Genomic DNA, 20,307 nt, shown 5'->3' on the forward strand with positions numbered 1-20,307 from the left:
GTAGGAACGCTGCGCTTAACCGACGACCAGTTCAATAAAAAAAGCCTCGTTTAATACCGAAATAAGGCACTCTCAGTCGCTCGGGTTTCCGAGTGACGACTATCAATTAGGCCTCCGGCCGGTTACTTCAAATGTCATCTTTCACCCCCTGGCGCGCATATAGCGATAGCGCTATGCGGGCTGATTTAGGAATAGGATTTGTAATCCGGGTGTACTTTAGAGGTAGCTTTCGGGGTATGATACGGCAATGTTTTATCATAAAAACTATCCAAAATAAGTTCATCAAGAATATGCGCATTACAAATGCTAAATGTTCGATCTTAAAAGAAAATGGGAACGCATTACGCTTTGCTAAATACGCTCCGGAAGGAGATATCCGGAATATTCACCTTAGTCCACAGATAGAAAATGCTGCCGTAAATGAAGCCCGAGCGGACGCTCTATCCAGGTTGTAGGTCGTAGGAACGCTGCGCTTAACCGACGACCAGTTCAATAAAAAAAGCCTCGTTTAATACCGAAATAAGGCACTCTCAGTCGCTCGGGTTTCCGAGTGACGACTATCAATTAGGCCTCCGGCCGGTTTTAGTAATTAAGACTTCAAATGTCATCTTTCACCCCCTGGCGCGCATATAGCGATAGCGCCATGCATGCTGGTTTAGGAATAGGATTTGTAATCCGGGTGTACTTTAGAGGTAGCTTTCGGGGTATGATACCTCAATATTTTACCATAAAAACTATCCAAAATAAGTTCATCAAGCATATGCGCATTACAGATGCTAAATATTCGACCTTAAAAGAAAATAGGAATGCGTTACGATTTGCTAAATGCACTCCAAGGGGATGCTGCGCTTAGCCGATGACCAGCTCAGGGGCGACCAGTACAAGGAAAAGGAGCCGCGGGAAGCACCTGTTATCTCTATTGGATACGTATGCCCTGCGTTACAAAAGATAGTCCCTGTGTTCCCATGGTGGAGCTCATGACTGCCTCAAACAAGGGTTCCGGACAACCTTTTGGTATTTTCCATTCAAAAATAAAGTTTGAACCTGTTCCTCCTTCAATATCGATTTCATCAATTACTATTTCGGCCGTTTCCAAAGGGCTTAAATAAATGGGGTGGTCAAAATACACTCTAACGGATTTACCGTATGTGTCATAGTAGGACGCTTTTAGAATATATATCGTGTCCATGTCGCTTATATTTCTCAAGCTTACCATAGACGTGAGGTTATACCTGTTATGTTCTGATAAATTGTAGATCTGGGAGTAAATAGAAAGGTATGATTTGCCGTATTGCAGGCTATCTTTTTTGCTGATGTCAATGGTCTTCTTCGACCAGGTTTCAGGGCTGGTTGAGCTTATTTCCTTTTGTTTATCACAACTCCATAATCCGGATACAATCAGTAGTATTATAAAATATGATCTCATTCGTGTGGTTTTCAAATGGTATATACTGTTTTAGTATATACGTAACAATGCACTTTTTTTGTAATTATTTTTCCAATTATAATACACTAACCAATAGCGTCCAAAACGTTTTCGGATTGGATCTACTATTAGGTTCAGCTCATAAATAAGGCATATAAATGCTCTTTATTAAAACAGAACCCCCTGTGTTTGATTTTTAGCTCGATTTGGCGGGTGATCAAAAGGTTTGTCCAACCATCTGTGCAGGTCAATTTTCACAAATAAGTTCAACCTGAGAAAAGCCACTCTCAGTCGCTCGGGTTTCCGAGTGACGACTATCAATTAGGCCTCCGGCCGGTTACTTCAAATGTCATCTTTCACCCCCTGGCGCGCATATAGCGATAGCGCTATGCGTGCTGATTTAGGGATAGGATTTGTAATCCGGGTGTACTTTAGAGGTAGCTTTCGGGGTATGATACGGCAATGTTTTATCATAAAAACTATCCAAAATAAGTTCAACAAGCATATGCGCATTACAGATGCTAAATATTCGACCTTAAAAGAAAATAGGAACGCATTACGCTTTGCTAAATGCGCTCTGGAAGGGCAAGCTTAAGCCAGACGGGGATATATGTAGTCCATGTTCATCGTTGGTTTTTCTAACTACATGCTTTTTTTGATCCCAGAAGCCGTTTTCATTAGGGGCTACAATTATCAATTAATCGATTCTAAATTATATTCCCCTCGACCTCATTCAACTGTTTCGAAAGCAAAATTTGCCGTTTTTCGCATGAACTTTGCTGTTTTCTGCATGAATCTTGCTGTTTTTCGCTTAGATGTTTTGCCCATTATCTTCTCAATTTTGCACATTCATGGCAAGAGTGAATTTTCAAACAATGACCATTGAGTATGACATCTGGGCACAGTAGTTCTGGCAGAATATCCGGATCTGCCTCAGTTTCTTTCCCAAGCAGTGTTATTTCAGCAGACGCATACATTGCTGAATTTCGAATTGGTTACTGCAATGATAATGACCTCTATGTAAGAACATTTGGACCTCAAGTGTATGTGGTTTAAATCAAAACAGAAATTACGCAGTATTTAAAATGGACATATATTTCCGAAAAACCTTTTTCTTAACTTAAATTTTCAATCGACATGGGACTTTTTGATGATCTATTATATTCTCCCTGGCGCACATATAGCGATAGCGCCATGCGTGCTGATTTAAGGACGTAGCGTTGATCCGTCATTATATGCATGATTACACCAGGTTGGCAGGTTGGATGCGTTTAGTTGCTCTGATTCAATCTAAAGATCTGGTGAATCTTGGCTTTCAAAACAAGACGGCCTTTTACCCACTATGCTATGAAAACAATGAATGTAGAAGGACTCCCTAAGTTCTGTGTAAACACCGTAAGGGCCTTTTTACGTAAGTTAAAGCTATTTTGTGACTGGTGCATGGATAATACAGCACTGTATGAAGAGGCGCTCAGCAGCTTGGTCAAAGAACACTTTACCCACCTTCACAAATGTTTGATGGTATGTATGTACCGTACCGATAGTCAATACCTATGCTTATTTCAGGCCATATATGAAACCTCCATGAGAGCGACTGTGCGCATTGGAGGAACTGAGACAGTACCCTACGGCAAAAAGGAAAAGAACTTCATAAGATGCCGGAAAGGCTATTTTTAGCTTTCTGTTTCATCGTAAGGCGCTTATTCAAAAGTGAAGAAGTTATTGTACATAAACCCAGACCACACGCAGGTTTTCAGCTCCTGACGAAAAGAATCACTTTTAACTACAAGGCCTGTGACAGCACCCCGAAGAGGAATCAATTACACTCACGTATCGGCGTGGTGTGAAAGTAAGCATTCGAAGCACAAGAAGCCTATTAATCAATTTACCTATGACGAATTGCGACATGTTTTGACACAATTCGAACAGATTTTTAAAACTCCAGACCCTGAATTATGAAAATTGAAAATCACTTACTCAAAAGCCCGAATTGGCTTAAAATGAGGATAGACCATAACCATCATACGCCTAAAACTTCTGGTAAGTTCCCTATAGGGCAGCCTGACACCATCGTGATCCATTATACCGGAGGGCGTAATGCACTTACCAGCGTTAAAACATTGACCAATCCTAGAGTGAAATCCTCTGCTCATCTGGTCATTGGCCGTACGGGTAAGATTTACCAAATGATTGCTTTTAATTACATGGCTTGGCATGCAGGTCGTAGCGAATGGGAAGGTCGAAAAAACCTGAATCGTTTTTCGATCGGTATAGAACTCGATAATGCCGGTAAATTGGAAGAAAGAAAGCTCAACTATTATAGCTGGTTTGGTAAGAAGTACAATGCGGGGGAGGTATACAAAATAGAGCAAAATAATGAAAGCCAATCAAAGTGCGAGTATTGGCACGCTTATACTGAAATGCAACTTTATGTGACCTGGAAGGTGTGCCATTTGCTGTGTAGAGCGTATAACATCAAAGAAATAGTTGGTCATAACGAAATATCCCCAGGCTGTAAGATCGACCCCGGACCCGCCTTTCCACTGGATCGCCTGCGCAATGAACTGATCAGTACCAGAGCATGACCGTCACTTTCCTCAAAACTAAGCTGAAGGCTGCCAAAAGGCGCTTGGACGAACAGTCAAAATTGTCTCCATAAGGTCAGGATTATGCTACCGTTTATTTTATTAACCATTAACCTCAAGAAAAATGATTGAATTAGAAAGAAAAGATTTTATGTCAAATCCACTTTACAAAAGACTACATGATTATTTAGCCATGCAACATGTTGCTAGTGCTGAAGAACGTCAACTTGTATTAAAAAACGCTCATACAACTAATTGCACCATTATGTGCAGACGATTTACAAGCTCACCCAATGACAATCTATTTTGTATGCATTATGACATTATGCTCTCGTTGAACAAAGCCAAAGAAGTCACTTTTAAGATAATGAGAATGGTGATCTATGAAAATATAGCAGAATTTGAAACAGACTATAAAGTAACAAAAGAATATTACACTATGAACCTATCGTATGATCATATCAAAAATACGACAAAGTAACGCCTGCTTTCCAGGCTTGATAGTAGATTAGTTACGATAATCAATGAGTTTTTCCCGGATCTGTTTCCTGGCGTGAAATATCCTGTTTTTCACCGTGCCGATAGGAATATTGAGCTCATCGGCAATCTCATGATATTTATAACCTTCCGTATAAAGCTTGAAAGGAATGAGTAAGACATCTTTGATCTCATTCATGCATATGTTTATATCATTGTATTCATTATTACCGTCCGATGTATTGAACGTATGATTATCCGGTACATTAAGATACTAGCTGTCCTTGGTGTCATCTAAAAAGGTCTTACCCTTTTGCATTTTGCGGTAGTTATTAATGAACGTATTGCGCATGATGCTAAAGGCTCGAGCTTAGAAGAAAATGGGAACGCATTACGCTTTGCTAAATGCGCTCCAGAAGGATCAACTTATAGCTGTTGGTGTTTATTAACATCCGTTAACTTTTCGATCAGTTCAGCTGGGTTTTGCCTGTTGTCCCAGATAAGCAACAGTTTAAGATATGCCGTATAATTCCGATAAAACAGACGGGTTTGTGATCCAGTTAATGAGGGAGATCTTTCTCTGTTCAATTGACATATATGAAAGTTAATATTTTTGCGTCCGGAAGTCAATTGATACCAAGTTTCCATATCAAAGCGCTGTAATCCGGACCCGGTTAATTGTGTTTCTTCAGGAATATCTCCTTTCACGTTTTCTGTGAAAAACCGGATAAAAACCTCACTTAACATTGAAATTACCCCCTTTCCGGTAATCTACCGTAGCACCGCCTAAGCAAAACCGCCTAGCAAAAACTACGCTTTTTAACTCTTATATAGCCATTACCTACAGCCTAACTTTGAATTGTTGATTTGAAAGAAACGAAACAGAGAGTAAGATGAAAAATATACTAATAATAGCCGTCCTGATGATAGTAAGTTTAAGTGCCGTTAAAGCGAATGTAAACAGCTTAACCCAACACACTCCCGTAGAGCACTTCCAGGCTGAAGCTAAGGAGAATACCATTACATTAACCTGGGAAATCAGCAGCACGGACAGCACAGAGGATGTAGTGATCAACATCACCAATTTAGAAGGTACAGTGGTATACGAAACTACTGCAAAAGGTCACGCTGCCACACTGGCACTTGACGGTAAATTAGAGGCAGGAGTATACATGGCACAGATAAGCGTAGGAAACGTTCAAAAAACTAAGAGGGTAGTGGTACGATAAAGATAAAGTTGATTTTGTGGAGAAGGGGGGATTGAAGCCTGGTCGTGTAAGCGGCCGGGTTTTTTTGTTTATGTTGGCCATTTCTTTCACCTTTTTGACCTGAGGGTCCGGCTTTTTCCGGTACCATTCCATGCAAAGACGATAAGAGGTTTTAGTTTGTCAAGAATTACTCTTCTCCCTTGTACAAAAGCTCAATCTTATCCCTGTCCTCCTGTGGAACAGAATTATCCTGAATAAGCCGGAAAGCATCAGAGGCTGATTTAATGTTGTACTTCTCCACGATGCTATTTCTTTTTTGTTCTTTCTTTTTCTTACGTATCATGAAAAACAAGCCGACCTGCAATAGCAACACTACAATAGCAAATACCAGAAACGTGTTCATAGACCTCTATCAGAAATAGATTTACCACTAAAAATACTACCTAAAGACTTAATAACGATGGTTTATGGGAGAAAGCTACCGGCAGAGTGTAACAGGAATTGAAAAAATGACTTTTGTCAGTAGTTAGAACTGTAAAAAATTGAGGCCAGATCACCTCGTTTGGTGATTGGCCTCTTTTTAACCTAAACAAAACAAGTATTTTATTTCGTACTCATAGTTACGACGTGATTTCTATTTTTTATATCAAATTGGAAAGAATTCCCTTCCAATTGACTTAAATCATATATTTTTCTGGAACTCTCTTGTTCTATAATCACCTCCGAAAACACCGGGGTATTCTGGTGATAATAATTCTTGACATTCACAGGAAGTGCGTTGTATTTAGCTACTACCAATGGGAATTTTTTGACGTCATTTACGTTCGGAATGTCTGTTTTGGATTCGGTAAACTCAGCAGTACCGGGAATGTTGTGCATGAAACTAACCTCTCTGTAATTCTTAGAGTCGCTTAGCTTGGTAAAGTAATTTCTCTTAGGTAGATTTTCAAAGTTGAAGGAAGGTGAGGCACCATCGTTACTTTGATGAACCGTGGAATGACTTTTAGCAACTCTACTGAGCATCTTACGATTGTTCTTGTCTGCGTAAACAAGCCCAAACTCTGTCATGGTGTCTTGTGCTGACACCAACCTGAAAGATGCATTCTTCGCCTTTTTATCGGAATCTGTTCCGAATGCAACCGAGCCCACTACGAGCACAATTGCCAGCGCAATTAATGATTTCATACCTATTCATTTGTTGTTGTTTGACCAACTATATACACGTGAAAAGGGCTAGAAGATGTTTCGCTTGTTTAGCTAAAAGTTATTAAAGGACATAAAATGGTTTAATCGGCCTTATTTTTACATCAATGGGTCAATAAAATTCTTAAACACCTTCAAGGTATTTGTTGTTTTTATTTTACCGGTAAAAGTCGTCTTTCATTAATCATATTTTTTTAAGACAGAGCATAATAATAACAGGAACTAGCGTCGGACTTTAACTCGAAAAATGATGGAAAAAATTAAAAGCCCTATTGTTATCACTACGTTGTTTTTGGTTTTCTACACGCTAAGTCCTTACGTTGGACTACCTTATCCTTTTGTATTTGCTTCTTTCCTGACAGTTAATGTACTGACCATATGGATGGTACTCAGCATATTAAAAAAGGGCACTCCCAGTAAAAAGACTTTTGAAGAAAAATGGTACGAAGATGTCAGGTAGCTTGTATTTGTTTATCTCATTGGTCAGTTGGCTGATACAGGATACCGTATTGTCTGAATACGAATGGCATCACCGTGTAATTATATTGCAGTCAGACTCAGCACGTCATCAATATCAGGAAGAGCTGAGGCTATTGGAAGAGGCACTTCCCGGCCTTGACGAACGTGATCTTGTCATATTTCACCTTTTCGAGGACCATGGATACGACCCCAAACAAAAATTACTCTCACAAAAAGAGCTGGACTACCTTCTCAAAACCTATGGCTCAACAGATAAATCTTTCCGCTTTTCACTCATTGGTAAAGATGGAGGTCTTAAATTCACCTCTGATAACGTAGTGAAACCCCAGGAGCTGTTTGCCATCATTGACCGGATGCCAATGCGGCGCCGGGAAATGAAAATCAAGCAATGAATTTTGGAGAAAAAATTATTGAGTATTATAAAACACTCAAACAACCCAATGGTCTCCCAAACGGTGTAGAGATCCTTTATCCATTCGGTGAAATGGAGGTAATCACATTAGTAGAGCAATTCTACCGCAGGTTTTACAGTGACCAAAAGGAAAGAACATTTCTTATTGGCATCAATCCGGGCAGGTTGGGTGGAGGATCAACAGGTATACCATTTACAGACCCTGTTCGCCTAGAAGAAGACCTGAGTATTCCCAACACCATGCCTAAGAAATCTGAACTTTCTTCTCGTTTTGTATATGAAATGATTCATACACTCTGCGGGCCAGATGAGTTTTATAATCGTTTTTACATTACTTCTGTATGCCCTTTAGGATTTGTAATGGACGGGAAAAACCTCAATTACTACGATATCAAAGAACTGCAGGAAATATTGGAACCTTATATGGTGGCCGAGCTAAAGAAACAGATCGCTTTTGGGGCAGCACCCGTAGCGTATAGCCTGGGCATGGGAAAAAATATTACCTACTTACATAAGATCAACAAAAAGCACCAACTCTTTGAGACCATTGAGCCGCTACCTCACCCAAGGTGGATCATGCAATACAGGCTAAAAAGGAAGGAAGAATTCATCCATCTTTATAATGAGAAGTTAATGGGAACACATTGAGCGATGGATTTCTGCTCACCGGAAACTTTGCCCTCTGACATTTTTCTATTACAATCGCAAATGGTGTATTTTAGATAGTACTAATGGACGAAAGCTGACAAAACCAATATGAACTTTCACACAAGAAAATGGGTAAAGCCGGAAGATCTGAATGCCAATGGTACACTATTTGGCGGCAGTCTGCTACGCTGGATTGATGAAGAAGCAGCTATCTATGCGGTCATACAGTTGGAAAACCGACGATGTGTTACAAAATACATTTCAGAGATCAACTTCGTAAGTTCTGCCAGACAGGGTGACATTGTAGAACTGGGTATGAAAGCCACTCAATTTGGTCGTACCTCACTGACCATTACGTGCGAAGTACGTAATAAGCTAACCCATAAAACGATCCTTAAAGTAGATAAGATCGTATTCGTAAGCCTGGATGAAAACGGCGTTCCCGTACCACACGGCAAAACGGAAATAGAATATGTTGCGGACCGCCTGAATCAACAAAGTAATCCTGATAAGAATGAAGCCTGAGTATCTCGGAATTATCTCTTCACTAGCGGGTGTAACAGTAGGTGGACTCATCTCTTATTTGATCCAACTTAGCAGACAGCGACATGCTTATGAGCTCAAAATTGAGGAGCTTAAAACAGAACACATGGCTGAACGGACTGCCCGTTACTATCTTTCACATAAAGGTTACACGGACCGGCGTTTTGATACATTGCAAAAAGCTTTAGGAGGTTTTGAAGATGATGAACTCAGAAAAATACTCGTTCGTGCCGGGGCGGTACGAAGCTATCGCGACAATGAAGAGTGGTGGACACTCCTGGAAAGACTGCCGGAAAAAATCGAAAAGAAACAGAAGAAGCGTTCATAAGGATCTCGATCAGGGCACATTTTACTTTATTGACATCAGGGGATTACCGGGACCTCACTGAAAGCAGAGTCACAAGGGCCTGGAGCATAGTGTGCGCATGATGACTATATGCCGGTGACATCTGGAGACCAGCGTTTCTAATGAGTTAGCAGTAAGCAGTAATCAAAAATGTCCCGATGGTTTATTGCCGACTGCTTGTTGCTTACCGTCGACTTTACTATTATCTATATGGACTCTTTATAAAAAGCTACAATATGCTTTTCAAAAAACCCTTAATCACCTGAAGTGCCTCTTCCCTGGCCTCGAACATCCCCATATGACCAGTGTTTTTGAGGATATGGGCTTTTCCTTTTTTTATCATCGGTAACTGGGCTTCTGACCGTTCCAATGGTACGGATGTATCTTGTTCTCCGGCAATGAAAAGGAGCGGTATACCCGATTTGAGAATGTCTGTCCTATCCAATCGGTCACGCATCGCTTTTGTATATTGTATCAGTGTATTTAGTGGAGTCTGACCAGCTGTGGCTACAGCTTTATCCACTTCGGTTGCAAGGTGTTTTCGATTGGGAGCATAAAACAATTGGGATACAAAAGCGTCTGCAAATACCTTTACTCCTTGTTCTTCAACAAATTCTATCACCTTATTCCGTAAGAGCTTTTTCTCTTCAGGATCAGCAAATGCCGTGGAATGGAATAAGCCAAGGCCAAGTAACATTTCAGGGTGCTGTTTCGCCAGCTCCAGCCCCACATAACCCCCTAATGAATGACCAATTATAACGACTTCCTTTTTTGCTAATGATACCAGCCATCGATAGAGCCACTCCGATACTTCCCGGATAGTGAAATCATCTGGCAGTAAATCGTTCTTGCCAAAGCCGGGCAGGTCTGGCACCAACACTTCATAGGTTTCTGCTAACTCATGAGAAAAGTTGTGCCACAGGTCGCTCGTTTCGCAGAAACCATGTACCAATACTACCGTTGTGCCGCTACCTTTTGAGTAATAGTATGTATTTAGGTTATCTGTCATGTATGTATCACTTCAAAAATAGCCGTTTATGGTTTAATCCTACTGAAATAGCTATTCAGATTTGGTTAATATTGTTTTATGAAAATAGTAGTACTTGACGGACATACCCTAAACCCGGGTGATCTCTCATGGCAACCCCTCGAAGAATTAGGTCAACTGGAAGTTTATGCCAGAACACCTCATGACCAGGTAGTATCTCGCGCACTTGAAGCAGACGCCCTAATGATAAACAAAGTGAAGTTAACCGCTAAAGAGATGGGTCAACTGCCTGATTTAAAATACATAGGCGTAACTGCTACAGGCTTTGACAATGTAGACCTTAAGGCAGCTTCAGAACAGGGGATAACGGTTACCAACATACCGGCATACGGTACAGTATCCGTGGCACAACATACCTTTGCCCTTATCCTGGAACTTACCAATAAAGTTGGTTTACATGATAAAAGTGTAAATGATAAGGAGTGGGTACAAAATGCTGACTTCAGTTACTTCAAAGCTCCGTTAGTGGAATTGGAATCTAAAACTATCGGTGTGATGGGTTATGGTGCCATCGGCAAAAAAGTATGTGAAATTGCAGCAGCTTTTGGCATGCATGTACTGGTACATTCACAGCATGCCACACATTTAAAGGCGGGTAAATTGGTTTCTTTAGAAGAACTCTTCCGGCAGGCAGATGTGGTATCTATTCATGCTTCACTTAGTCCTGAAACACTGGGTGTAGTGGATAAAAAGCTACTGGATCTAATGAAACCTACTGCTTTCCTGGTCAACACCAGCCGTGGCGCCATTATTGACGAAGCAGACCTGGCAGCTCATTTGAATGATGGCAAAATTGCCGGTGCTGCCCTGGATGTGTTATCAAAAGAACCCCCGGTACCGGATAACCCTTTGCTGACTGCTCAAAATTGTATCGTAACGCCACACATCTCCTGGGTAAGCCGTGAAGCACGTCAGCGGTTAATGAACAGGGCCGTGGATAACCTAGGTATGTATTTGAAGGGGGCCTGGGTAAATGTGGTAAACTAGGAGTTAGGTTGCGTTATTATCAATTTGGCCATGATCTAATATCTTTATTATTTTCAAGAATACAGATCTGTTATTTATAGAAGTTTTAATCGTTCAAATTATAGAAAAGATGCTTTCGCAAGCAAAACTCATGACCATGGACCCTGTAGAATTACATAAAATACTGGATCAAAAAAACAAAGAAGAGTTATTAGAGGAGATAATAGCTCTTTATAAAAAGTTTAAAGTTGTCCGGGAATTTTACGGATTATCAAATAAGAAGAAAAAGGAACACGTCGAAATAATTGAAGGTTACAAGCATAAAATCACAAATGCGTTGTGGCCAGATGGAAATTTTGAAGGTGGATTAGACCTTGAGAAGGTGAACCGATTGCTTAAACAGTTTTCCTCTGTATGTGACAATACTAAAGATCAAATTGAATTGGAATTATATAGTTTATACCAAGCGAATAGCTGTGCGATATGTTTTGGCGGAGATTTTGGAGAGGAATATTATGAATACGTGGAGGAACGATTTGATCAAACATTGAATAAGATGATAAGAAGTCGATCATTCGAAAACCAGAAGAGGAACGTACAAGCTATTATCAAAAATGCATTCGAGGGATACGGACACAAAGATAGACTAGAGGAGTTAATGGCAAAATACGAAAGCGCAAAACATGTCCAAAATGAAAATACGACGAGAACCGACCGGTAGGCATTTACCAAATCCGGAAAATTGGAGCATACTTCCTTTAATCAAACAGACTATGAGAAAAACTATGAGCTTCTCAGTTTTATTTATGCTGATACCGTTGATTTTGAATGCTCAGAAAGAACTGACCGTTTATAATGAAATAACTCTAAATGGTCTAAACAGAATTTATCAACTCGGTCATTACTATGTGGCGGGTTATAATATAATGTTCAGTGAAAATGGGCCCAGGTTCTACGAATTACCTGGCTCCACTAAAGAAAATATGGAAAAAGACCGGCCTCTGAATATGGTCATCAGACAGCTTGATAGCTTAAGAAACTTTATAAAAGACACACCCAGCAGTTATAACAATATTGACATTGATATAGCTCACTTTGCCACTCACTATAGTGATAAAAAAACGTTTCATTGTAATATCAACGAGATTCTGTTTCTGTATACTAAATAGAACAATGGATCAGGTCAATGGCCCTTTTTGCCCTTCCTTTGACGATAACCTGGTGGACGTACAGGGAATAACATTAAGAGAGTTTCGAATCAGCAATAATGGAACTTTACTGCACATAAGTACCATGGATTTTGGTTCAATATGTTTTGACATTGAAGCCTTGAAGGACCCGTGCAATTAGTAAAAGGTGATTGCGATTAGTGGGCTCAAAGACATTAAAATATACCTGCTGAATAGATAAAATATAGGGTGGGTTTTAACAACTTCATATCTCGATCATCTTATCCTCCCGGGCAGTTCCACTCTTTATATTCTAAATCCGTAACCTGGTTCAAACAATAGGGATCATTCTTAAGCTGCAAGCGATGTTTGGCCATGTAACCTACCTTCCGAATAAGTGACGAAAATCACCTGGAATGCTGATGGATTTTTTGGATTCTATCTAAATCAAACTTACTTTGGCTAACCAATTAAATAGATTGTATGAAAGGAATCAGCCACGCTAACTATGGAATGGAAGGGTGGTATGTAACGGCTTTTGCAATAGAGATATGTAGAAGAAATATAGCATATCTCCTTATGATCAACTGTTTACAAATTCATAAGAGCAATTAATGCGACCTTTTAGAATTATGATTTTTTTCTCCCAATAAAAAATTATGCGAAGTTGGCTTCTATTACTCCTGGTACTCCTCTTTTCTAACGGCTTTTCTCAAAAAATAAGCCCGGCAGACGTTACCCTTTCAGAGACGCTTAAGAAGCAATTTGACGAGGCGAATATAGTGTTAAAAAAAAATGAGACCACGTTCACTTTCTTTCTGGAGAAATCGTCAAAGACCCTTAAAGTGGAGGAGGTGGATCAAAAGGACTACATCGCCTTAACCTATGGAGTGAATCATGTTGACCGGACTTATTTTAATGACCAGGTCCGTTTAGGTGACTATGAAATAAGAAACTACAAGGGTCGATTGATATCCCCTGACAAATTCTGTGGGCACTATAACCAACAGGGTATTTTTCATTCAGACGCACAAGTTTGTGCCTATAAAATTAATATCGCCCAAAAGGGTGAGACGAGATCTGCATCAGCCAATAAAACTTATTTAGATGCGAAATACCTCACCACAGCCTATTTTCATGACGAAATACCCACCATGGAACGAAGTATTACCTTCAAAATACCGCTTTGGGTAGATGTGGAACTATTGGAGATCAACTTCCAGGGGTTCGAAATAGTAAAAAAGGTCAGTGAAAATGCAACGTATAAAGAGTTCACCTATACATGTACTCAGCTGGAACCATACCCTAATTATGAGCATCAGCCTGGCAGCTCCCACTTCATGCCTCATATAGTTATTCGAACAAAAAAGTATACGGTTGAAAATAAAGAGGTGGACGTCATTTCTTCTCTACAAAGCTTGTACAACTGGTACAATTCGCTTACATCAAAAAACAAACGGATGGAAAACGAGCTCGTACCGGTGCTCGATCAAATCATTTCAGATTCCATGAGCGATCAGGAAAAAATCAGGTCCATTTATTACTGGGTCCAGGACAATGTAAAATACATAGCTTATGAAAATGGACTGGCCGGCTTTAAACCTGAAGACTCCCACCACGTATTAAGCAAACGTTATGGTGACTGCAAAGGAATGGCTAACCTTACAAAAGATCTTCTGACCCTAGCCGGCTTCGATGCCAGACTAGCATGGTTAGGCACCAATCATTTAGCTTATACTTACGAAATCCCATCATTGGCGGTTGATAATCATATGATCTGTGCTATTAAACAGCATAATGGTTTTTTATACCTCGATGCTACCGAAAAGTACAATCAACTGGGTTATGTGGCTGAACGAATACAGGGCAAGCAAGTACTCATAGAGGACGGAGACTCCTTTATTGTAAATGAGATCCCGGATGAATCCATTGAAAATTATGAACACAAGACACACTTAAGCTTTGAAATATTGGATGGTCAACTCGAAGCCAATGGAGTTGAGCAAATAAACGGAGAACTTAAAAAAAATCTGATCAATCTTTTCGCTGCCGTGCCAAAGGAAAAACACGACTTGTTCTACAAGTCTGTGGCAGCCGGGAATGCCAATCCGGATTTAGTTTCTTTAAACGCGAATACCGTATTTGAGCGAGACTCGGCCCTTATTTTTGATTATTCCATTTCACTGGAAAACCAAATACAGACATTTGATGAAGAAGTGTACATTGAACTCGATTTTAAAAAAGACTTTTACAATCAACTTATCGATACTGACCGCAAGGCCCCATATAAGCTCACCAACAAATCGAGTAAAATAGTAAATGCCGAACTGAGCATCCCCGATAAATTCAATGTCAAATATCTTCCTGATCCGTTAAAAATTGCCAACAGCCATTTCGAATTTGACTTGAGCTATGAAGTCAGAGGCGAAAAAATTATTTATAACAGAAAGCTAAACATCCTGGATACTTACCTGGGAATAGAAGAATTTGAGGAATGGAACAAAGCTATTGGGAACCTCAGCAAATTTTATGACGACCAAATTATTCTGGCAGAAAAATGAAATATCTACTTTATACAGTGTTAGCCATTACAGCTATCACAAAGTCCGTTCAAAGTTTTGCAGAAGGAATCAATCCGGATAAAAAAAAGGCCGGGGAGATAGCCGCTCTTATGTGGAAGCAATCTGACAAGTCTTTTAAAACCGTAAAAACACCTGAAAAATGGAATGACGAGTCAGCTGTTATAATAGCCAAAGAACATTTTCTATCGTATAGAAAAGAAGCGATCGTCAGCACACTTAATTACGATAGGTACAATCATTATCGCATTAAATTGCAATCGTCAAATGCGGTAGAGAAATATAGTGAATTTAGTGTAACCGGAAGCGGGACATTTCAAAATTTGAAATTCAATTTTTACGCCGGGTTCAAGATCATAAAACCTGGTGGAGAGGAAATAATAATATCGCTTAAGGATATGGTCAAGGAAAAGGCCGAGCTAAACGGGAGTAATCTGGATAGGTTTAAAATAGCCATACCAGGTTTGGAAGTAAATGATATTATTGACTACTACATAGCTGAACAGCGGGTTATTAACCTTTATTCAACGAAGTATTTTAGCTTCGATCCGGCAATATTTGAATTACACGACTACTATCCCATAATGCATCAGAAGATCACCTTCGATGTGCTCCGTCGTTGTTTTATTAACCTTAAATCACTCAACGGAGCCCCGGATTTCAAACTAACCCAGGACGCTAAAAACGATAAAAATAAGTATTCACTGATCGATAAAGATCGGGAAAGAGTGGATGAAGACCTTTGGATGCACAACTACAGGGCCATACCTACGGTAAAATTTAAAGTGACCTATGCTTCTTCCATGGCCGCATCTGCTCCAACATTTATAGGCCGCCCGGGTGTTTTAAAGTCAAAAGTATCGCAAGAGGAGATTGTAAGCTTCATGAAATATGCTTTTAACCGGTCATACCTTATATATGATCTCTCTGACTTCATGAAAAAGTATTACAAATCAATTCGCGATAAAGAAGAGTTGGCGGAGAAAGCATTTTATGCGTTGAGATTCATTGACCATTCAAAGTACCGGGAGAAAAACGTATTGAACTATGGAAACAGGGAAAGTGCCGTAGATAAGTACAAATTCATTAGAGAGTTGAGTGATTATTACAAAGACAAAAAAATAAAGCATGAGATCCTGATCGGAGTACCGAGATACATTTCAGGCATTAATGATTTGATTCTGGAAAATGAATTGACGTACATGATCAAGGTGAACCAGGGGGAGAAACCCGTGTATCTTAGTTATTTTGATACACACGCTTACTATGGAGAAATAGATACAGACCTGCAAGGTACAGAGGTATATGCTGTTGATGGCCTTCTGCCTTCTCACGGCTGGAAGTTAAAAAAACAAAGGGTGCCTGTTGTATCCTCTGAAAATAACAAGACCATATCTACTTTTTCATATACCATTGATGATCTGGAAACCGGTCTGCTTAATGCCAAAGTGAAGAAATCCGTTCAGGGCGCCGGACAAGATTATTATCAAAAATACCTCACCGACTTCTATACCATAAAGAAAGAAGAGTTTAAAAGCTATCCTGAAGAGGCAGAGTTTTATAAAACCTCAAAAAAGAAAAAGGAGCTACTGCTTAAGAAACGTAAAGAATATTTGTCCGAAAGAGATGATTCCTTTTCTCAGAATTTAAAAACAATGTTAGAAAATGATCTGGCCCTGGATATTGAAGAAGTTTCAGATTTTGAGGTCGTTCAAACGGGTCGTTTTCATGAAACACCAGAGTTTATATGTAATTATAACGCTGTCGTAAAAGGAGCTCTAAAAAAGGTAGGGAAAAACTATATATTGGAAGTAGGAAAGCTAATTGACGAACAAATTCAAGTAGATGAAGCCAACAAAACAAGGGGGTTCGATATATACATGCCTTATGCCAGGTCTTATGAGTATAACATAGACCTTAAAATCCCGGAAGGCTTCCAGGTTCAAGGGTTAGAGAAATTAAATTTTGATGTAGAAAATGAAAGAGGCGGGTTCTCAAGCTCAGCACAAATAGCAGACGGTTGGTTAAAACTAAAGTCTACCAAAAAGTATATGTCAAACTTTGAAAAAAAGGAAACCTGGGGCGAAATGCTGGAGTTTATTCAAGCGGCTGACGATTTTGCTGATGTGAAAGTTCTTTTGAAAAAGAACGGATGATTTGTTTATTCCGGTTATAGCATTCACCCAGACTCCCTTATAACATAGTAATTCCATTATATATTCAACATTTATCCCAAAATTGTCATTAGAGTTTAAGTTGGTGCGAAAGGCCAGCTAAAATTTTGAGATTGATTCCATATTCCTTCGATCCACTTTCGTTTCTTCATACTTAGGGAGAAATTAAGCAAGTTTTGGTTTCCAGATTTAGTAATATACCCTCCTATAGCGAATATTTTGTAGCGTAGGGTTTTGAGTTGATGTAGCTTATCAGATTTCAAGACAGCCTGTTTAAAAAGGCTCATCAAATTGTAGGCAATTACTACAAAATTCAGCGCTGCTTCTGTGCCTGCAAAGTCATTCATATTGAAGCTGTCGAAGCCAAAATCATCCTTGATTTCTTTAATTCTATTCTCGCAATCTGCTCTCCCACGGTACATAGTCCAAACCATATGAGGTGAAAAATCCAGGTTGGTAATAAAGCAGCTATACCGGTAGTTTTCATATATCCCTTCTTCTTTAAAAAGCTTGAGTTGCTTACCAGTAGCTTTAGGTCTTTTCTTGATTTGTTGCCTAACTACTACCAACCTTCTAGGGGGCATCCCAGGTGTCACTCTGATAAGTTGTTGCTGTAACTTCCAAACCATCCTCGAGTACAAACCATGATTTGAGAGAGGCTACTTTTCTTTGTATAGTTGCGTAATGACGAGCTACAATAATGTAGTTAATATCTCTTTGCTCTATAAAATCGAAGATCTCTTTACCATAAAAACCACTATCGGCTCGCAGAAGGCTTACCTTTTTCCCCTTCAGTCTATTGATAGTATCTTGTAAGAAGGACAGGAAGTTGTTAGTGGTGTAAGCATCCCCACTTCTACGCCAAAAGTTGGCGACCATCTTGCACTCATCTACAAAAGCCAACAAGGGATGATGAGAGTTCCTTCCGGGCTTTTGAGGATTGTAGCCCTTCTTAGCTCCTTGTTGGTCCCCATAGCGAGTCAATACTGTGGAGTCTACGAAAAGGGTATAATTATCCAACCTGATTTGCTCGAAAAACCATTGGATCACCTTCGTGAAGACTTGTTGATTAGTAGCAATAGTAAATTGCTTGAAATAGCGTTGGTAAGCCTTGTGACCTGCCATCTTTTTGTAACCAAATATCCGGCGAAGCACATCGTCAAAACGACTCACTTCTAAGTGTTCAAATCGGTTAGCTCCACACCAAATACTTACCATAAAACTGGTGATCAACTGTATTGGATCATAGCCTCTATTAGAACCCTGTTCGGGTAAGTCCCTCTTGATCAACTCTGTAAAAATTCCTGTTTGATTCAGTAGCTTTTTCATGAAAATCATCCCACTCCAGGGAGTGATTTCTTTATCTGTAAAGACTAATTTCAAGTTCATCGCCATGTAAGAAAAAAGTACACTCCATTCTCAAGAAAATTTACTAAAAAATCAACAGTAACACACTCTATTCCTGAAACTTACAACAAGTAATTTCTAATGACAGCCATTAGAAATTATGCTCAATGACATTTCCGGGTTTATTGTACATCAATAATGCGGCCAGCGCGCTCAGAGTGGGAGCAAGCCAGGTGCCACGCACTATGAGCTGATTTTTAGTTTAGTATTAATCTGTTGCCGACTTCTTTTTTGCCTTACTGATGTGTCAAATTAAAATAAAAGCCTCAAAAACTGCTTAACGATCGGGTTTCGCAAGGTAAAAAACCATCTTTTATTCTCTTAAAACCTCAATTATAAGAGGTGTACAGATTGTTTTATATATCATTACTTTTGGTAAGTACCTATTTCATTTTCCTTACTCGTATTTCTATTCCACCTTCTTCCTCCATCAGCTCAAGCAAGTCATCTACATTCGTGCTGCCATAATGGTAAGGGTACAAGATTTTCGGCCTGAACGCTTTGGCGGCGGCGGCCACCATTTCAGGGGTCATTGTATAAGGTAAGTTCATGGGTAGAAAGGCGATATCAATGGCTTTAAGCCCCTTCATTTCAGGTGTATTTTCGGTATCTCCACCAATGAATATGCGCAGCTCTCCTATGTTCAGAAGGTAGCTATTACAACACCCTTTTGGGTGGAAGAATTCTCCATTGTTTCGTTTATGCACGAGGTTATAAGCAGGTATGGCTTCTATCTCAATGTTTTTATACATCGTTTTTTCACCATTGTTCAATACGATACCATCTCCCAGTTTTTCCTTGGCCAGCTGTGTCTGGATCAAAGTGGTTCCATCCTTACGCACCTGGCCATAAGCCACAGGGTCCGCATGGTCCCCATGATGATGGGTGATCAATACAAGGTCTGCTTTCGATAACTTGTAATAGTCTGCTTCCCGCGAAGAGGGATCAATATGAATTACGTCTCCCTTGTATTCAAACATAAGCGAGCCATGTCCAATAAAAGTGATCGCCAGTTCATCTTCACCTACAGGAAACACATCCTGCTCAAATTTCTGAGTATAAGTAAAAAAGGGTACTAATGACAACAAACTAATTACAAGGTACTTCATCATCGGATTGCTGTTGTTGATCGTTACTCAATAACCTGGGAAAGCATACTTTGTTTATGATTTTATCCATTCGAACATACGATAGTGTTCACCGTTCATCCCCAGTGCAGCGTATACCTGCTGGGCCTTATGATTGTCTTTTTCTACATAAAGGCGTATGCCTTTCAGCGTATCACCCTTTAATACCATTTGCTGTATATGGTCGTACATCTGCCGAAACACTTTTTTACCTCTATATTCTTTCAAAACGTAGACAGATTGTATCCAAAGTACAGTGCCATTTCGCCACTCACTCCATTCATATGTAGTCAACAAACAACCCACTACACGGTTTTGATCAGTAGCTACGTAATAAACTCCCTTGTTTTTATCCTTAAAAATGGCTTCTGCTCCGGGCATGAGATCATCAGCGTTCAGAAGAAGGTCTTCCGTTTCCATAGCCATTTTTACCTGGAAATCGACGATAATGCCAACCTCTTCAGGCCGGGCCAAGCGAATGTTAATCATGATCTAAATATAGCCAAATG

26 protein-coding genes are annotated in these 20,307 nt (G+C 39.8%); 16 read left to right on the plus strand and 10 right to left on the minus strand.

Annotated elements, in window-relative coordinates; genetic code table 11:
• Positions 1-131: 131 nt before the first annotated feature.
• Positions 132-455 (plus strand): hypothetical protein, encoded by a 324-nt coding sequence (locus FNH22_RS12000; protein ID WP_185154197.1) that lies wholly within the window; start codon positions 132-134, stop codon positions 453-455.
• A 461-nt stretch (positions 456-916) separates the two neighbouring features.
• On the opposite strand, the gene FNH22_RS12005 is transcribed toward FNH22_RS12000, so the two are convergent.
• Entirely contained in the window at positions 917-1,426 is a 510-nt protein-coding gene (locus FNH22_RS12005) for a DUF3124 domain-containing protein (RefSeq protein ID WP_143398629.1), read from the minus strand.
• A gap of 1,347 nt (positions 1,427-2,773) precedes the next feature.
• Between FNH22_RS12005 and FNH22_RS12010 the strand changes: the two genes are divergently transcribed.
• From FNH22_RS12010 to FNH22_RS12020, 3 genes are all read left to right on the plus strand, one after another.
• Entirely contained in the window at positions 2,774-3,103 is a 330-nt protein-coding gene (locus FNH22_RS12010) for a hypothetical protein (protein WP_143398630.1), read from the plus strand.
• Positions 3,104-3,381: 278 nt separating this feature from the next.
• Positions 3,382-4,011: an N-acetylmuramoyl-L-alanine amidase gene (locus FNH22_RS12015; protein ID WP_143398631.1), complete on the plus strand. Its 630-nt coding sequence runs from the start codon at positions 3,382-3,384 to the stop codon at positions 4,009-4,011.
• Positions 4,012-4,135: 124 nt separating this feature from the next.
• Entirely contained in the window at positions 4,136-4,492 is a 357-nt protein-coding gene (locus FNH22_RS12020) for a hypothetical protein (protein WP_143398632.1), read from the plus strand.
• 27 nt (positions 4,493-4,519) lie between these two features.
• Here the strand turns inward: FNH22_RS12020 and FNH22_RS12025 are convergent, their stop codons facing one another.
• Both FNH22_RS12025 and FNH22_RS12030 read right to left on the minus strand, forming a co-directional pair.
• Positions 4,520-4,687: a sigma factor-like helix-turn-helix DNA-binding protein gene (locus tag FNH22_RS12025; protein WP_143398633.1), complete on the minus strand. Its 168-nt coding sequence runs from the start codon at positions 4,685-4,687 to the stop codon at positions 4,520-4,522.
• A gap of 227 nt (positions 4,688-4,914) precedes the next feature.
• Positions 4,915-5,235, minus strand: coding sequence for a hypothetical protein (locus FNH22_RS12030; protein ID WP_143398634.1), 321 nt, complete (start codon positions 5,233-5,235; stop codon positions 4,915-4,917).
• Positions 5,236-5,381: 146 nt separating this feature from the next.
• Between FNH22_RS12030 and FNH22_RS12035 the strand changes: the two genes are divergently transcribed.
• The gene (locus FNH22_RS12035; protein ID WP_143398635.1) at positions 5,382-5,717 is read left to right on the plus strand and encodes a T9SS type A sorting domain-containing protein; all 336 of its coding nucleotides are present in this window, start codon (positions 5,382-5,384) and stop codon (positions 5,715-5,717) included.
• A 166-nt stretch (positions 5,718-5,883) separates the two neighbouring features.
• Here FNH22_RS12035 and FNH22_RS12040 read toward each other — a convergent pair whose 3' ends face one another.
• A complete protein-coding gene (locus FNH22_RS12040) occupies positions 5,884-6,099 on the minus strand; it encodes a hypothetical protein (protein ID WP_143398636.1) in 216 nt (71 codons plus the stop codon).
• A 200-nt stretch (positions 6,100-6,299) separates the two neighbouring features.
• On the minus strand, positions 6,300-6,881 hold the full coding sequence (locus tag FNH22_RS12045; protein WP_143398637.1) for a hypothetical protein: 582 nt from the start codon (positions 6,879-6,881) through the stop codon (positions 6,300-6,302).
• Between the two features lie 268 nt (positions 6,882-7,149).
• Between FNH22_RS12045 and FNH22_RS12050 the strand changes: the two genes are divergently transcribed.
• From FNH22_RS12050 to FNH22_RS12070, 5 genes are all read left to right on the plus strand, one after another.
• Positions 7,150-7,359: a hypothetical protein gene (locus FNH22_RS12050; protein ID WP_143398638.1), complete on the plus strand. Its 210-nt coding sequence runs from the start codon at positions 7,150-7,152 to the stop codon at positions 7,357-7,359.
• Positions 7,349-7,771: a DUF4174 domain-containing protein gene (locus FNH22_RS12055; RefSeq protein WP_143398639.1), complete on the plus strand. Its 423-nt coding sequence runs from the start codon at positions 7,349-7,351 to the stop codon at positions 7,769-7,771. Before FNH22_RS12050 ends, FNH22_RS12055 begins: the two co-directional genes overlap by 11 nt.
• A complete protein-coding gene (locus FNH22_RS12060; protein ID WP_143398640.1) occupies positions 7,768-8,439 on the plus strand; it encodes a uracil-DNA glycosylase family protein in 672 nt (223 codons plus the stop codon). The genes FNH22_RS12055 and FNH22_RS12060 overlap by 4 nt, the downstream gene beginning before the upstream one ends.
• Positions 8,440-8,547: 108 nt before the next feature.
• Positions 8,548-8,964 (plus strand): acyl-CoA thioesterase, encoded by a 417-nt coding sequence (locus tag FNH22_RS12065; RefSeq protein WP_143398641.1) that lies wholly within the window; start codon positions 8,548-8,550, stop codon positions 8,962-8,964.
• Positions 8,954-9,310: a hypothetical protein gene (locus FNH22_RS12070; protein ID WP_143398642.1), complete on the plus strand. Its 357-nt coding sequence runs from the start codon at positions 8,954-8,956 to the stop codon at positions 9,308-9,310. The genes FNH22_RS12065 and FNH22_RS12070 overlap by 11 nt, the downstream gene beginning before the upstream one ends.
• 247 nt (positions 9,311-9,557) lie before the next feature.
• Here FNH22_RS12070 and FNH22_RS12075 read toward each other — a convergent pair whose 3' ends face one another.
• On the minus strand, positions 9,558-10,337 hold the full coding sequence (locus tag FNH22_RS12075; protein ID WP_143398643.1) for an alpha/beta fold hydrolase: 780 nt from the start codon (positions 10,335-10,337) through the stop codon (positions 9,558-9,560).
• Positions 10,338-10,415: 78 nt separating this feature from the next.
• Here FNH22_RS12075 and FNH22_RS12080 point away from each other — a divergent pair, with 78 nt between their 5' ends.
• The 6 genes from FNH22_RS12080 (at position 10,416) to FNH22_RS12100 (ending at position 17,246) form a co-directional block, all read left to right on the plus strand.
• On the plus strand, positions 10,416-11,363 hold the full coding sequence (locus tag FNH22_RS12080; RefSeq protein ID WP_143398644.1) for a D-2-hydroxyacid dehydrogenase: 948 nt from the start codon (positions 10,416-10,418) through the stop codon (positions 11,361-11,363).
• A gap of 109 nt (positions 11,364-11,472) precedes the next feature.
• On the plus strand, positions 11,473-12,063 hold the full coding sequence (locus FNH22_RS12085) for a DUF6155 family protein (RefSeq protein ID WP_143398645.1): 591 nt from the start codon (positions 11,473-11,475) through the stop codon (positions 12,061-12,063).
• A gap of 52 nt (positions 12,064-12,115) precedes the next feature.
• The gene (locus FNH22_RS12090) at positions 12,116-12,511 is read left to right on the plus strand and encodes a hypothetical protein (protein ID WP_143398646.1); all 396 of its coding nucleotides are present in this window, start codon (positions 12,116-12,118) and stop codon (positions 12,509-12,511) included.
• Between the two features lie 4 nt (positions 12,512-12,515).
• Complete coding sequence (locus FNH22_RS32000) at positions 12,516-12,692, plus strand: hypothetical protein (RefSeq protein ID WP_185154198.1); 177 nt, start codon at positions 12,516-12,518, stop codon at positions 12,690-12,692.
• 478 nt (positions 12,693-13,170) lie between these two features.
• On the plus strand, positions 13,171-15,072 hold the full coding sequence (locus tag FNH22_RS12095) for a transglutaminase-like domain-containing protein (RefSeq protein ID WP_143398647.1): 1,902 nt from the start codon (positions 13,171-13,173) through the stop codon (positions 15,070-15,072).
• Positions 15,069-17,246, plus strand: coding sequence for a DUF3857 domain-containing protein (locus FNH22_RS12100; RefSeq protein WP_143398648.1), 2,178 nt, complete (start codon positions 15,069-15,071; stop codon positions 17,244-17,246). The genes FNH22_RS12095 and FNH22_RS12100 overlap by 4 nt, the downstream gene beginning before the upstream one ends.
• 95 nt (positions 17,247-17,341) lie before the next feature.
• Here FNH22_RS12100 and FNH22_RS12105 read toward each other — a convergent pair whose 3' ends face one another.
• The 4 genes from FNH22_RS12105 to FNH22_RS12120 form a co-directional block, all read right to left on the minus strand.
• Positions 17,342-17,848 carry a transposase gene (locus FNH22_RS12105; protein ID WP_143398649.1) on the minus strand — a complete coding sequence of 169 codons (507 nt, stop codon included), beginning with the start codon at positions 17,846-17,848 and terminating at the stop codon, positions 17,342-17,344.
• Positions 17,838-18,653 (minus strand): transposase, encoded by an 816-nt coding sequence (locus FNH22_RS12110; protein ID WP_185154199.1) that lies wholly within the window; start codon positions 18,651-18,653, stop codon positions 17,838-17,840. The genes FNH22_RS12105 and FNH22_RS12110 overlap by 11 nt, the downstream gene beginning before the upstream one ends.
• Before the next feature lie 401 nt (positions 18,654-19,054).
• A complete protein-coding gene (locus FNH22_RS12115) occupies positions 19,055-19,783 on the minus strand; it encodes an MBL fold metallo-hydrolase (protein WP_255518040.1) in 729 nt (242 codons plus the stop codon).
• A gap of 51 nt (positions 19,784-19,834) precedes the next feature.
• The gene (locus tag FNH22_RS12120; protein WP_143398651.1) at positions 19,835-20,287 is read right to left on the minus strand and encodes a GNAT family N-acetyltransferase; all 453 of its coding nucleotides are present in this window, start codon (positions 20,285-20,287) and stop codon (positions 19,835-19,837) included.
• Positions 20,288-20,307 lie beyond the last annotated feature (20 nt).

Source organism: Fulvivirga sp. M361, assembly GCF_007097395.1.
Lineage (GTDB): Bacteria > Bacteroidota > Bacteroidia > Cytophagales > Cyclobacteriaceae > Fulvivirga.